Source organism: Herbaspirillum sp. NPDC101397 (assembly GCF_044767325.1).
Classification (GTDB): Bacteria; Pseudomonadota; Gammaproteobacteria; order Burkholderiales; family Burkholderiaceae_D; genus Herbaspirillum.
In genome coordinates, this window is the sequence record NZ_JBIWNS010000011.1 from 78,679 (window position 1) to 94,121 (window position 15,443).

At 62.6% G+C, this 15,443-nt stretch carries 5 protein-coding genes; 2 read left to right on the plus strand and 3 right to left on the minus strand.

What is annotated here, in order from left to right:
• The first annotated feature begins 102 nt into the window (after positions 1-102).
• Positions 103-1,824 (plus strand): IlvD/Edd family dehydratase, encoded by a 1,722-nt coding sequence (locus tag ACIROW_RS22650; protein WP_402279110.1) that lies wholly within the window; start codon positions 103-105, stop codon positions 1,822-1,824.
• 25 nt (positions 1,825-1,849) lie between these two features.
• Here ACIROW_RS22650 and ACIROW_RS22655 read toward each other — a convergent pair whose 3' ends face one another.
• From ACIROW_RS22655 to ACIROW_RS22665, 3 genes are all read right to left on the minus strand, one after another.
• Positions 1,850-10,618: a GH36-type glycosyl hydrolase domain-containing protein gene (locus tag ACIROW_RS22655; protein ID WP_402279113.1), complete on the minus strand. Its 8,769-nt coding sequence runs from the start codon at positions 10,616-10,618 to the stop codon at positions 1,850-1,852.
• Between the two features lie 468 nt (positions 10,619-11,086).
• On the minus strand, positions 11,087-12,928 hold the full coding sequence (locus ACIROW_RS22660) for a TRAP transporter large permease subunit (RefSeq protein ID WP_402279171.1): 1,842 nt from the start codon (positions 12,926-12,928) through the stop codon (positions 11,087-11,089).
• Between the two features lie 26 nt (positions 12,929-12,954).
• Positions 12,955-14,031: a TRAP transporter substrate-binding protein gene (locus ACIROW_RS22665; RefSeq protein ID WP_402279116.1), complete on the minus strand. Its 1,077-nt coding sequence runs from the start codon at positions 14,029-14,031 to the stop codon at positions 12,955-12,957.
• A 255-nt stretch (positions 14,032-14,286) separates the two neighbouring features.
• On the opposite strand from ACIROW_RS22665, the gene ACIROW_RS22670 reads away from it, so the two are divergent.
• Complete coding sequence (locus tag ACIROW_RS22670; protein ID WP_402279118.1) at positions 14,287-15,207, plus strand: LysR substrate-binding domain-containing protein; 921 nt, start codon at positions 14,287-14,289, stop codon at positions 15,205-15,207.
• The last annotated feature ends 236 nt before the right edge of the window (positions 15,208-15,443 follow it).

Consider the following 15,443-nt stretch of genomic DNA (forward strand, 5'->3'; position numbering starts at 1 on the left):
AAAGCAAGAAATACCAAATTGTTTTTTGTAATGAAAACGCCCAGTATCCCGTGCATGGCCTGGCGGCAGGCCGGCTTCCACAACAACAGCGCGAGACAAAAAATGAAACCCAGGCAAAGCGGTTTGAAAAAAGGACTGACCAACTACGGCGACCAGGGATTTTCGCTGTTCCTGCGCAAGGCGTTCATCAAGGGCGCCGGCTATACGGACAAGGCGCTTGAACGCCCGGTGGTCGGCATCGTCAATACCGGCAGCAGCTACAACCCCTGCCACGGCAACGCGCCGCGGCTGATCGAAGCGGTCAAGCGCGGCGTCATGCTGGCGGGCGGATTGCCGATGGATTTTCCGACCATCTCGATCCATGAGAGCTTCTCGGCGCCGACCAGCATGTACCTGCGCAACCTGATGTCCATGGATACAGAAGAGATGGTGCGCGCGCAGCCGATGGACGCCGTGGTGTTGATCGGCGGTTGCGACAAGACGGTGCCGGCGCAACTGATGGGCGCGGCTTCGGCGGGCATTCCTTCGATCCAGCTCATCACCGGTTCCATGCTGACCGGCAGCCATCGCAGCGAACGGGTGGGGGCGTGCACCGATTGCCGGCGCTACTGGGGCAAATACCGCGCCGAAGAAATCGGCGCGGAAGAAATTGCCGAGGTCAACAACCAGCTGGTCGCCAGCGTGGGCACTTGCTCGGTCATGGGCACCGCCAGCACCATGGCCTGTATCGCCGAAGCCATGGGCATGACGGTGCCGGGCGGCGCTTCGCCGCCGGCCGTGACCGCGGACCGCATCCGCGTGGCCGAAGAAACCGGCGCGCAGGCGGTGCAGATGGCGCACGACGGCCTGACCATCGACAAGATACTGACGCCCGCCGCTTTCGAGAACGCCATGCGGGTGTTGCTGGCCATCGGCGGTTCCACCAACGGCATCGTCCACCTGACCGCGATTGCCGGGCGCATGGGACTGGAGATCGACCTGGAGGCGCTTGACCGCATGGGGCGCGAGACGCCGGTGCTGCTGGACTTGAAGCCTTCGGGCCAACATTACATGGAAGACTTCCACCACGCCGGCGGCATGGCGACCTTGCTGCGCGAACTAAAGCCGCTGCTGCGCCTGGAGGCCATGACGGTGACCGGCCGCACGCTGGGAGAAGAGATCGAACGCGCCGGCGACGGCTTTCCGCAAGACGTCGTGCGCCCGGCGACCAATCCCATTTATCCGCAAGGCAGCATCGCCGTCCTGCGCGGCAACCTGGCGCCCGGCGGCGCGATCATCAAGCAGTCGGCGGCGGACGCCCGGCTGATGGAACACGTTGGGCGCGCGGTGGTGTTCGAGAACGTCGAAGACATGGCCAGGCGTATCGACAGCGATGAATTGGACGTCACCGCGGACGACATCCTGGTGCTCAAGAACATCGGTCCCAAGGGCGCGCCCGGCATGCCCGAAGCCGGCTACATTCCGATTCCCCGCAAGCTGGCGCGGGCCGGCGTGAAAGACATCGTGCGGATTTCAGATGGCCGCATGAGCGGCACCGCATTCGGCACCATCGTCTTGCACGTCACGCCCGAGTCAGCCATCGGCGGACCGCTGGCCTGGGTGCGCAACGGCGACCGCATCCGTCTGAGCGTGTCGAGCCGGGAAATCGCCTTGCTGGTGACGGACGAAGAACTGGCCCGGCGTGCACAAGAGACGCCGCTGGTCATTCCCACCGCCGAGCGCGGTTATGCCAAGCTGTTCCTCGACACGGTGACGCAGGCGGACCAGGGCGTGGATTTTGATTTCCTGCGTGCGGCCAGGATGGTGGGCAAGACGCCGGAGTGAATTGCTGCAATCCGGCGCCACCAGCTCAGCGCGACAACATGACGTCGATACGATGTTCCTGACGATCATCGACCAGCGTCAGGACAGCCTCAGCTAAGGCTATGCCATCGACGCTGAAGCGACATGCTCCCGGTAACCCGTTTCCCTTCGTTTGCGTGATCATGATCCGATAGGCAGTGTCGCCGTAACGATAGTCGATGCCATAACTGTCCCAGTCATCCGGCACGCAGGCATTGATGGTCAGCTTGTCGCCTTCGACGTGCAAGCCCAGCAGCGATTCAACCAACAAGCGGTACATCCATCCGGCCGAGCCGGTGTACCAGGTCCAGCCGCCGCGGCCGGTGTGCGGCGTGACGGCGTAGACGTCCGCAGCGACCACGTAAGGCTCGACCTTGTAGACCGCGATCTCTTCGGCATTGCGCGCGTGATTGATGGGATTGATCATGCGCATCAGGCTCCATGCCGACTGTCGGTCGCCCATGCGTGCGAAGGCCATGATTGTCCAGATGGCCGCATGTGTGTATTGCCCGCCGTTTTCGCGCACGCCGGGTACATAGCCACGGATATAGCCGGGATTCTGATCGGAGCGGTCGAACGGCGGGTCGAGCAACTGGATCAGCTTGTCGTCGTCGCGCACCAGGCGTTGACGCACCGATTGCATCGCCTGTTGCGTGCGATCGGCATTGCCGGCGCCGGACAGCACTGACCAGCTTTGCGAGATCGAATCGATCTGGCACTCGACGTTGGCGTGAGAACCGAGCGGCGTGCCGTCGTCGAAATACGCACGCAGATACCAGTTACCGTCCCAGCCGTTCTTTTCGATGTGCTGCTGCAGCGTCTGCGCCTGCGCGCGGCACTCGGCCGCGAACGCCTGATCCTGATGGATCACCGCAACATCGGCGAAGCGCTGCATCACTTCGTAGAAGAAGAAGCTGAGCCAGACGCTTTCGCCCTTGCCATGTTCGCCGACCTTGTCCATGCCATCGTTCCAGTCGCAGGAGCCGATCAGCGACAAGCCGTGTACGCCGAATTGCAAACCGTGGCGGATCGCTCGGACGCAATGCTGATAGAGACTGGCGCTGTCGCCCGACCGTTGCGGCAGGTCGTAGTAGGAATCTTCCTCTGCCCCGACGGCGCGGCCTTCAAGGAAGTGTACGGTCTCATTCAGCACGGAGGTGTCCCCGGTGATCGTGACATAGCGATGCACCGCCAGCGGCAGCCACAGGTAATCGTCCGAACAATGCGTGCGTACACCGCGATCGGTTGGCGGATGCCACCAATGCTGCACGTCGCCTTCGACGAACTGATGCGCGGCGCACAGCAATAAGTGGCTGCGCACCAGGGTGGGTTCACTGTGCACCAGCGCCATGCCGTCCTGCAGCTGATCGCGGAAGCCGAACGCGCCACCCGATTGGTAGTAACCGCTGCGCGCCCACATGCGGCATGCCAGCGTCTGGTACAACAGCCAGCCGTTGGCCAGCACGTCCAGCGCCGGTTCCGGCGTGGCGACCTGGATCGCACCCAGCGTGCGTTGCCAGTAATCCTTGACCGACGCCAGCGTTGCCTGTGCCGCCGTCACACCGCGATGACGCAGGATCAACGTGGCGGTATCGGTCTGGCGCGTATCGCTGAGGCCGAGCACGAACACCAGCTCACGCTCCTGGCCGGGCGCCAGGTCGAACGTGGTCTGTATCGCGGCGCAGGGGTCCAGGCCGGCGCCGGTCTTGCCCGACAGGCGCTGCCGTTCGAGCGCGATGGGGTCCTGCAGTGAGCGGTTGCGTCCGATGAACTCCTTGCGGTCGCAGGTGACGGTCTTGGCCGCAGCATCGAGGTCGAAGAAGGCGACGCGTTGCGGAAACTCGGTGTTGTAGTGATTGCTGGCCAGTAGTGCGCCGGTGGCGGTATCGGTCTCGGTGTTGACGTGCATCGCCGTCTTGCCGCGCAAGTCGCCGAGCACCCATTCGACATAGCCGATGGCGGACAAACGACGCTGCGTCTGTGAATCGTTGCGTACGCGCAGCACCATGTATTTCACTGGCGAATCCAGGGCGACGAACATGCTCAGCGCCGAGAAGATAGCGGCCTCGCTATGCTCAAACACGCTGTAGCCGAAACCATGGCGCGTCAGGTATTCACCCGTGCCGCGTCGCGGCAGCGGCGTCGGCGACCAGCTGGCGCCGCTGTATTCATCACGCAGATAGAAGGCTTCACCACCGCCGTCGCTGACCGGATCGTTGGCCCACGGCGTGAGGCGGAATTCATGCGCGTTCTCGGCCCAGCTATAAGCTTGCCCGCTCTCCGACACGACGCTACCGAATTGCGCATTGGCGATGACGTTGCTCCACGGCGCCGGCGTATGACGGTCGTCACCGGTGACGATCAGATATTCACGACCGTCGGCGCTGAAACCGCCCATGCCGTTGTCCAGCAAGGGCGCCGGTGCACGTACTGCTTGCAATGTCGCGACCGCGGTGTCCGCAATGAGCTCGGTCTTCGGCGACAACAACGGCATCTTCACCTCAGGCGCATCGCGCCGTGCAACTTGCTCGGCCAGGGTGCCGCTGCTGTCGTTCAGGATCACGCGCGCCACCGATTGGAACAGGATACGGTCTTCGTCGGAAATCTGATCGAGCAGACGTACGAAGATGCCGCCCGGACGATCAATGGTATGGACGCCGGTGACGGAGGAGATCAGGTTCAGGATCTGCTCCTGCAGCACTTGCCGATAGCCGGCGTGATCTTCGTTCCAGATCACCAGATCGACCGCCAGCCCCTTCGAGCGCCAGTAGGCATGCGCCTGCACCAGCTGGCGCACCAGTTCGATGCTGGCTATGTCGCGTATCTGCACCAGCACGATCGGCAGGTCGCCCGAGATTGCATAACTCCATAGCGCCGACTGGCCGCGCCGGTTGCGCGCGAGGATGCTGGCGTCGGCGCGCAGCAGGGGATTGGCGTAGACCACCGAGTTCGCCAGGCGACCGTACAGTTGCGCATCTGCTTCGCTGGCGTTGAGCTGGCGCAGCACCACCTGGTTGTGGGTCCATGCCAGTTCCATGACGCGATCGGCCAGATGGCGATCCTGGTACTTGCCGATCAGTTCCGCGCAGACATCGCGGGTGGCGGCCACGCCCGTCACCACGTCGATGGTGACGGATTGCTCCGCCTCCAGCGTGATGCGGCGTCGGATCGCCATGATCGGATCAAGCACCGAACCGGCGCTGTTCGACAATGGTCCGGTCTGCCGCATTGCCTGCGGTGTCGCCGGCGTGTTGCCGCGACCGAGGAACTGCATGCGGTCGGTTTCATACGATGCTGCATCAGCATGAGTATCGCTGCCGCCATGTACCGCCATCAGGTGGAACATCCACGGCACGACTTCATTGGCTGATCGGGGCCGGCGCGTGCACAGGATGGCGCCGCGCTGCATGTCGATCTCGGTCTGCACGAACAGGTTGCTGAAGGCCGGATGCATTGCGTCCGCCGCCGATGGCGCCAGCACGACTTCGCCATAGGTGGTGATTTCCAGCGTGCGTGTAGTGCGCGAACGATTGGTGATTTTGGTGCGGCGCAGTTCGATGTCGTCTTCCGGCGAGACCACGATTTCGGTATGCATCTCGATGTCGCGATCATTGCGGCGAAACTCGGCGCGGCCTTCGGAGAAAATCACTTCGTAATGCGTCGGCATGGCCAGCGTCGGCTGATAGGCGGTCGACCAGAACTCCTTGTCGCGGATATCCTGAACGTAACAGAAACTGCCCCAGTGATCGCGTGTGGTGTCTTCGCGCCAGCGCGTGACGGCGACATCGTTCCAGCGGCTGTAACCGCCGCCGGCGCTGGTGACCATCACGTGATAACGTCCGTTGGACAGCAGTTGCACTTCGGGCGTGCGCGGATCGGGACGGCGCACGATGCGAATCTGCTGGTCCTGCGCCGTGGAAGCGACGCGTACATCGGCAAGCTCGGAGGCACTGGAATAATTCGCCCCGGCCTTGGGCACGCGCTCGTGCAGCAGCGACATGGTGGCCTGGAACAGCGGATACGATTCGAAGCGGCGCTGCATCGGCCGGTCCAGCAACAGATACGCCAGCGACAGGAATCCCATGCCCTGGTGATGCGCCATGAAAGAGCGGATCAGGGCATTGCCCTGGCCGCGCGGCAGGCGCGATGGGGTGTAGTCGATGGCCTCATACATGCCGAAGACGCCTTCGAATCCTGCCGTACTCATCGCCTGCAGATTCCCGCAAGCCTGTTCCGGCGCGACCATCAGCGCCATCATCGAGGCGTACGGCGCAATCACCAGGTCGTCGCCCAACCCGCGCTTGAAGCCGAGGCCCGGCACACCGAAGGTGCGGTACTGGTAATTCAGGCTGGCGTCGAAGCTGTGATAACCGGACTCCGACATGCCCCAGTAGACGCCGCGCTGTGCGCCGTAGCTGATCTGCCGTTCCACCACCGAGCGATAAGTCTGGTCCAGCAGGGTGCCGGCAAAGGTCGGCATCACCAGCAGCGGCATCAGATACTCGAACATCGAACCGCTCCACGACAGCAGGATGGGCTCGCCGCCGGCCAGCGTCAGTTGCCGGCCGAGCGCAAACCAGCTGTCTTGCGGCAACTGTCCCTGCGCGATGCCGACGAAGGTCGCAAGGCGCGCTTCCGATGCCAGCAAGTCGTAGAAGCCGGTATCGCGCCGGCGTTCAGTGACGTTGTAACCGATCGCCAGCAGATGCGTGGCGGGGTCGTACAGGAAGCGGTATTCCATGCGTGCGAACTCGCCGGCCTGCACTGCCAGCAGATCGATGGCGGCCAGGCGCGCGGCAGCCAGGTCGCGGGCTTCCTTGAACAGTGCTTGCAGAGCGTCTGGAATGCGCTTGCTTTCCATCGCATTGATTGCGGATTGCGTTTGCAAAATCAGCACCGGCAACTGCGCAATCTGACGCAGGCTGAGTGCGCCATTGAGCGTGGCTGCGAGCGACGGGAATTCCTCGCAGCAGCGTTGGAGCTGATCCGATCGCAGCCAGGGCGCCAGCGCATGCAGTTCGGCCAGCGCTTCGCGGCATTGGCTGGCAAGCGCGCGTTCCCACCGGCGCAGTTGGCTGAATCGTTGCGGTTGTTTGTCGGACGGCGAACCTGGTGTGCTGGTCGTGCTGGAGAACGATACCTGATTCAGCCCGCGGGAAAACTCATCCACGTGCCGATTCAGGCTCTCCAGTACGACGCAGGCCTGGCTCAGCGACGTCGGCGGCGTCGCGCAGGCGCTGTCCAGTTCGCTGGCGAACAACGGCGACAATTGCTGCTCTTCGGTCAGCGGCAAGGTCCGCGACAGTTCCTGCAGGATCAACTGCGCGGCGCGGATGCCGGGGAACAACTTGGCATGCAGTACCGGTGCATCGGCCAGCGCCTGCAAACCGGGCAGCAAGGTCAGCAGATGGCCGGCCAGGTTGCCGCTGTCCACGGTCGACACATAGGACGGCGGCAGCGGATGGAGGTATTGGGTGTCGTACCAGTTGTAGAAGTGTCCCTGGTAACGCTCCAGCGCCGCCATGGTCTGGAAGGTGTTGCGCGTGCGCTCCAGTAACTGGCCGCCGGGGATGTAGCCGAAATCATAGGCGGTCAGGTTGGCCAGCAGCGACAGGCCGATATTGGTCGGCGAGGTGCGCCGCGCCAAGACTTCCACCGGATGTTCCTGCATGTTGTCGGGCGGCAGCCAGTTGTCGGCCGGACCGACGTAGGTTTCGAAGAACAGCCAGGTCTTGCGCGCCAGCGCATGCAGGTAAGCTTGCTGCGCCTGGTCCAGATGCGGCGCGCGCCGCGTGATCGGCTGGCTGATGCGGAACACGATCACCGGCGCCAGCCACCACAGCAGCAGGATCGGCGTCGCGGCCGCCAGCGCCGCAGGATGATGCAGCACGAGATACACCGCCACGGCCAGCGCCAGCAAGGGCGATTGCCACATCGCCGCATAATAGGAGCGCAGTCCGTTGCCGGCGCGCATATTGGCTTCACCGGAACTGTTCCATTCCAGCAGGCTCTTGCCGGAGACATGCAGACGCCATTGCGTGCGGACGATGGCGTCCAGTTGATACCAGCTCTCGTAAGGCAGCAGGCTGATGGCAAGACCTGCATGCACCAGTTGTGCGCCCAGCGTCGTCAACGCTGCTGAAACGTGTTGTTGCAGACGGATGTCGTCGGGTTTTCTGATCAGATTGAGCAGTAACGAACACACGGCCGGCACCAGCGTCACGGCCAGCACGACACCGCTCCAGAACCACGCCTGCGGCAACAGCACCCAGCCGCACAGGGTCAACAGCGTCAGCGCCGGCGCGACCAGGCTGCGGCGCAGATTGTCAAACAGCTTCCAACGCGACAGTGCCGACAGCGGCGTCTTTTCGTAGTGCAGCTTGCCGGCCGCATCGCGCCGGACCGGCACGCGCGGCCACATCCACGCGGCGATCTGCCAGTCGCCGCGGATCCAGCGATGGCGGCGGCTGACGTCGGCGCTGTAGCGCGACGGGTATTGTTCATACAATTGCACGTCGCTGATCAGGCCGGCGCGGACGTAATTCCCCTCCAGCAAATCATGGCTGAGGATGCGGTTTTCGGGCATGCGTTCCTGCAAGACTTTTTCAAAGGCGTCGACGTCGTAGATGCCCTTGCCGATGAAGGAACCTTCGCCGAACAGATCCTGATACACGTCGGAGACGGTGCGCGTATAGGGGTCGATGCCGGTTTCTCCGCCGTACAGCAACTCGTAGCGCGAGGCCTGCGCGCTGGGCGAACTCACGGCAATGCGCGGCTGCAGAATGCCGTAGCCGTCGCTGATCTTTTTCTGAACGGCGTCGTAGACCGGACGATTCAACGGATGGGACATGGTGGCCACGAACTGGCGTGCGGCGTCGCGCGGCAGTTCGGTGTCGGTGTCCAGCGTGATGACGTAGCGGGTGTTGATGAGACCGCCGGTGTCGCCGATGGCGGCGCTGAAGGCTTCCTGTCCACCGCCGCGCAGGAAGGCATTGAGGTCGCCCAGTTTGCCGCGCTTGCGCTCGTAGCCCATCCAGGTCGCCTGTGCCGGATTCCAGCGGCGCGGACGATGCAGCAGCAGGAAGTTGTCGCCGCCGGCGCGCGGATACTTGAGATTGAGCGCGTTCAGCAAGCCGGTGGCGAACGCCAGCAGGGGCGCATCTCCGGGCGTGCTTTCGACGGCCGCGTCGGCAAAGTCGGTCAGCAGGCAAAAGCGCAGATTGACGTCCTGGTTGGCAAGGAAGCGCACTTCCAGCGCCTCGACCAGATTCTCGGCGCCGGCGTTGGTGGTGAGCAAAGTCGGCACCACCACCAGCGTGCGACATTCAGGTGGAATGCCGGCGGACAGATCCATGCGCGGCAACAATCGCGGCGGCGTCAATAGCGGCACCAGCCAGTTGACGAGCGATTGCGCCAGCTGGCTCGCTGGCAGGGCGGCCAGCAATCCCAGCAAGGCCAGCCACAGCGGATGCCACTGTTGTGCGCCGCGCTGGTGCGCCTCGGCCAATACCCACCACGTCGACAAGGCGGTGATCACGAAGATGGCGCCGAGGTACGTCGCCACAGGACGTGTCGACGCCAGTCGCGTCAGTTTTGTGCGCGACGAGACACGCACGGCTGCTGCAGCCCGCAACGATGCCAGGCCCTCGCCGATCAGGTAATAGCCGACATGCGCGCGTCGATCCACGACGTCGTTGCGCGGCGCTGTCGCGGCAGCGCGCGCCATGACGATCGCCTGTCGCGCGACTTCCGTTTCTGACTGCGGCCCTTCACGCGAGATTTTTTCGACCACGTGGCGATAGCGATCGCGCGTGGCGAAGTCCATGCGGGCATAGGTGTCGTCGGGATCCTCACGCAGGATGTGATCGACTGCGCTCATGGTTTCGACGAACTCGCGCCAGTCCATGCTGGTCAGGAAACGCAGGGAGCCGATGCTGTTGCTGATCGAGACCTGGTCGGCCGCCTGGCTCTGGCTTTCCTGCTGCACCAGCTGTTCGATGCTGTTGCCGGACGCGGTCAGGCGTTGCGCCAGCCAGGTCAGGGGCAGCGTAAGCGTCGGACTCTGGCCTTGCAGCCGGCGCACCAGTTCGGCGACGAACGCGCTTTCCATCGGCGGCGCCGAGCGCGCCATGTCGGCTACTTGCAGGATCAGGTTGCTCGGGTTCTTCTCAGCCACGTCGAGCATGGCGTCAGCCCAGGAATGCGCCAGGTTGCGGTTGATCAGCGTGGCCGACAGGCGTGCCGCAACGCGTCGCAGATTCTCGATCAGCGCCAGCCTCAGCATGATGGGAATGGCCCACAGCTCGCCCAGGTTGAGCGTGGTGGTCTGCTGATACGCGATGACGAAGCGGCTCAGGCTTTCCGGATCGACGCGGCCGTCGCCGTGCGAGATCGTCTCCAGCGCGATGTCATAGACGCGCGGACTGCCGGCGGAATGGCCGTTTAGCAGGCGCGGCAATTCCTTGCTGTAGTTCTTGGGAAGATGGCGCTTGGCGGTGCGGATTTGTTCTTCGATCAGGTAATAATTATCCAGCAGCCATTCCGCCGCAGGCGTCACCTGGCGTCCGGCCTTGATGGCCTCGGTCAGGCGCGTGCAGGCATCGATGATGGTGAGTTCGTTGTCGGCCAGTCGCACCAGCAGCTTGTCGGGACCGTAGTCCGGATTGAGCTTGTGGGCGTTGGCCAGCACGCGGCCATGCTGCTCCATTTGCAAGGCGCTGAACAATTCGGCGCGCAGCGGGAGTTCTTCTATGAGGATGTTCTGGTCTTCGTTCATGATTCACGTCTTTCATCCTGCCGGCACCAACGCCCATGCCTGACGCCGGAAGCCGCGATCATGCGATCTGCGGCGGCGGGGAGCAATCGTTTGGTGCAAGCGTATAAACGCCGCCGACAACGCAGTCATGCGCAGTGAGCGGTCAATGGGGTCTGGCGGAAAGAGCTGAATCCAGGTTTGTGTGCTCCGGGTCACACGCAGGATGGCTGGGTTCGATACGGGTTGAATCGCCGCGCACATGCAAGCTGTTGCGGGGCGTTTCAGAAAGAGGATGGATGTATTGCGTCAGGATAGCTGGTTGTCGGCAATCCTCTGGGAGTGTACGTCAATTCCGGCCTGATGATGTCATTCAGGCCGGTTGCGGATAGCTGATTCTGCTGTCAGATATGGCCCCGTCGCGCTTACCTGATCATGGAACGAAAATAAAAGCCCCCGTATTACAGGGCTTTTATTTGTCATATCGATCTGTCAAAGAAAACCGATTGATATCCAGGGGATGAAGGTAATGGCAATCAAGCCCAGCAGCAGCATTCCGAGATACAGCCAGATGCGTTTAAGCGCCACTTCCGGTTTGACTTCACCGATGATGCAGGCGGCGTAGTAGCACAGGCCGAAGGGTGGGGCGAAGACGCCCAGTCCCATCGCCAGGATCACGACCATGGCATAGTGGATTTCATGAATGCCGAGCTGGCGCGCCACCGGGAACAACAAGGGACCGAACAACACAATCGCCGGGATGCCTTCCAGCACGCTGCCGAGCACGATGAAGGCAACGATGGAGACCAGCAGGAAGCCGGTGGCGCCGCCAGGCACCGCCGTCATCATGGCCGCCAGGTCATGTGAAAACCCCGATTGCGTCAAGGCCCATCCCATCGCACTGGCTGCGCCGACGATGAAGAGAATGGCGCCCGACAACGCCGCCGTCTGCACCAGGATAGGCAAGGCCATGTGCCACTTCAGGCTGCCCCGATAAATGATCAGGCCGACGATGAGCGAATAGGCGATGCCGATGGTCGAGACTTCGGTCGCCGTCGCCACGCCTTCCACCACTGCGGTACGGATGACGAAAGGCAGCAGCAAGGCGGGCACTGCGATGGCGAAGGTTTTCAGCACGCGCTTGAGCGGCGCGCGGCTGGTCGCGACGTGGTCCGATCCGGCGCGCCACCATGCCACCACCGCCAGTACGATGGCAAGGACGAAAGCGGGCATGATGCCGGCGGTGAACAGCGCCGCGATCGATATCCCGGTCACGGAGGCAATCGCAATCAGGACCAGCGAGGGCGGGATGGTTTCGCTCATCGCGCCGGAAGCCGCCAGCAGGGAAATCAATTCGCTGTCCTGCATGCCGCGCTTGCGCATTTCAGGAAACAGCACCGGCGCCACTGCCGCCATATCCGCTGTCTTGGAGCCGGAGATGCCGGACACCAACAGCATGGCGCCAAGCAGCACATACGACATGCCGCCGCGCACGTGACCCACCAGTGCCGCCAGGAATTCCACCATCACGCGTGCCAGGCCGGTCGCATGCACCAGCTGGCCCAGCAGCACGAACATCGGCACCGCCAGCAGGATCAGGCTGCTCATGCCTTCATCCATGCGGCCGACGACGATGACCACCGGCGTCGTGGTGGTCGTCAACAGATACGCGCAGGTCGCAATTGCAAAGGCGAAGGCGATCGGCGCACCAGCCATGACGGCCGCGCCCAGCAAGCCGATGAAGAAGATCGGCAACGCGCTTTGTCCCATCGCGGTGAGCATCGGCGCCGCCAGATAGCAGGCACCGGCGATCACGGCCAGCAACGCGGCGACCGTGAAGATGTCGCGCTTGTCGTGATGCATCAGGCGCAGCGCACAGCTCACCAGCGCGATCAGGAAGCCGGCCGGCACGGCCAGCGCGCGCACCATGCCGCTCCAACCCAACGCCGGCGTTTCGACAAAGCCCTGGTCTTCGACATAGTCGAAGCTCGGATGGATCATCATCAGGAGCAGCACGGCCGTAACGCCCACGGCAAGGGTCTCGGCCCAGGCCTGTGCGCGTGGCGACAGCTTGGAGACAAAGAAAGTGAGGCGCATATGGCAGGAGCGCTGCACCGCCAGCGCACTGCCCAGCATCGCCAGCCACAGGAACAGGATCGACGCCAGTTCATCGCTCCAGATCAGCGAACTGTGCAGCACCGAACGCGCGATGATGCCGATGAACAGCAGCACCACCTCGGCGACCAGCACGGTGGCGGTGAGGACTTCCACCGATTTTTCCAGCCAGTGCTGCGCGTTGCCGAGCATGTTGCCGGCCGGACCGTTCAGCGGCATGGGCGGTGCGGCGCTGTGCACGGCGCTCACGACATTTTCCCTACGACGGCCTCCAGCGCGGCCCATGGCGCGGCGCCGAACTTGTCGCGCCATTCCTTGTAGAAGCCGGCATCCGACAAGGCCTTGCGGAAGGAATCACGATTGGCGGTTTCGAAGACGATGCCTTTCTTGATCAGCTGATCCTTGAGCGTGGTGTTGAGCTGCTCGACGTCGCCGCGCTGCTCCATGTAGGCGCGATCGAATTCGCGTTGCACTATTTTCTTGAGGTCGTCGGGCAGGGCGGCGAACGCGCGGCGATTGCCCAGCATCCAGAACGGATCCCAGATGTGGTTGGTCTGGGTAATATATTTTTGCACCTCGTAGAGCTTGCCGGAATCGATGGCGACCAGGCCGTTTTCCTGGCCGTCGACCAGCTTGGTTTGCAGCGCGGTGTAGAGCTCGTTGAAGTTGATCGAGGTCGGATTGGCGCCCAGCGATTTGAACAGCGAGGTAAACATCGGCGACACCGGCACGCGGATGCGGTACCCCTGCAGGTCGGCCGGCGTCTTGATCGGCTTGGAGGCGGACGATATCTGGCGGAAGCTGTTGTCGCCGGCCTTGGCCACCGAGACGAAGCCGCTCTTGTCGATCTGCGCGCGGATCAGCTTGCCGAGATCGCCGTCGACGCTGCTCCATACCTGCTGATAATCGGAATAGGTGAAGCCAACGTTGGTGATGGCCGCCAGCGGCACGACGGTGGAGATGACCGAGCCGGCGATGTTGAGGAATTCCACGCCACCCGAGCGCACCTGGGTCAGCAGGTCGGTATCCGAGCCCAGTTGGCTGGCCGGGAAGAAGCGGATGTCCAAGCGCCCTGCGCTGGCTTCGCGGATACGGTCGGTGGCCTGCTTCAGGCGTGCATTGATCGGCTGGTCGAGCGACTGGCCGGTGGCCAGCTTGTAGTTGAATTCGGCGGCACGGGCCGGCCCGGACCAGACCGTGAACAACGGCAACGTCGCCGCTGCGGTCAGCAGGCTGCGGCGTTTGGCGGAAGGCAGGGTTGAGGATGCGTCCGACGACGAATCCGACAAAAAATCGCCGCGTGGCGGTGTGGTTTGCTTCATGCTGTTGTCTCCAGTTTTTTATAGGTCGGAATCCGGTTTGAAGGCCGCTTTCCTGGTGAAGGCGCCTGGTTGCCGGATACGGTGCAGCTTGTCTGGCTGCCGCAATCGACATCGTGGTCGACTGCTGTCGAGATTCCTTGGTCGCCTTCTGCGAGGTTGCCTGGGGGAGTCCGTGATTGAATGTAAAAGGTTTGTTGGTGAAGTACAATTAATTTATTTTTAAGCATCGTGTAGAAAATTTAAAGAGTTGACGCCATGTATCTTCCTCTTCGCTCGATCAGTGTTTTCCACGCGGTGGCCCGCTCCGGCAGCATTTCGAGCGCGGCGGAAGAGCTCAACGTCACGCCCTCGGCGGTGAGCCAGCAGATCCAGGCGCTGGAGACGCATCTCGGCACCTCATTGATGGTCAAGGTCGGCCGCGGCGTCGCCCTGACCGAAGCCGGCGAGCGCTATTTCTCCATGATCGCTGAAGAGATCGATCGCATTTCCGAGGCCACGCAAAGTATTCGCGGCCTGCGTCCTGTCACGCTGCTGACGGTGCGGGCGACGCCGACTTTATCGAGCAAATGGCTGCTGCCGCGCCTGCGCTCGTTCCTCGACGCCAATCCTGACCTCGAAGTACGGCTAAACGGCACCAATGAAGTCACCGACTTCACGCGCGAGACCGTGGACGTTGAAATCCGTCACGGGCGCGGCCAATGGCCGGGCCTGTTCACCGAAGGATTGACGGAGGAATGGTTTTTCCCGGTGTGCAGTCCCGGTTATGCCGCCGCCGGCAGCATGAGCGTGGCCGATGTGGCACAGCATCGCCTGATCCAGTCGGTCAAGTCGCAGGTGCAATGGCCGTACTGGTTTTCCATGAGCAAGATCACGCCGCCCAACCAGATGCGCCGGGTGCTGTTCGACCGCAGCCACATGGCGGTCGACGCCGCCGCCGACGGCATTGGCCTGGCGCTGGAAAGCAGCCTGATGATGTGGCGCGAACTGCGCGACGGCAACCTGGTTTGCCCGGTACGCCATCCGCCGAAGATTTCCCAGACCACGCAATGGATCGTCTGCCCGGTCGATCATCTGCGTAAAAACAAGGTCAGCGTCTTCATCGACTGGCTGCGCGTGGAAGTCGCGCAATGGCAGGCGGAGCAAGCGCAATATCTCCGTTTGCCGTTTTCAAAATAATCTCCTCCCTCCCTCGTTTCCTTCGCCTTGTTTTTTCTATCGATTAGAAAAACTAAGTATTTCTCTCGTAAATGTTAATTGTTTTAACAGGATGCGCTGAGTAAACTTTTTTGCACGAGTCGGGCGAAGTCCAAGCTGCACGAGAAGCAGTTCGTCCGATGCGTAAAAGTCTGTCGGTTGGCTTGTCCCGCGGCGTCGGTTTTCCGCGTGGTGGTACAAGGCATAGCGGCAATTTC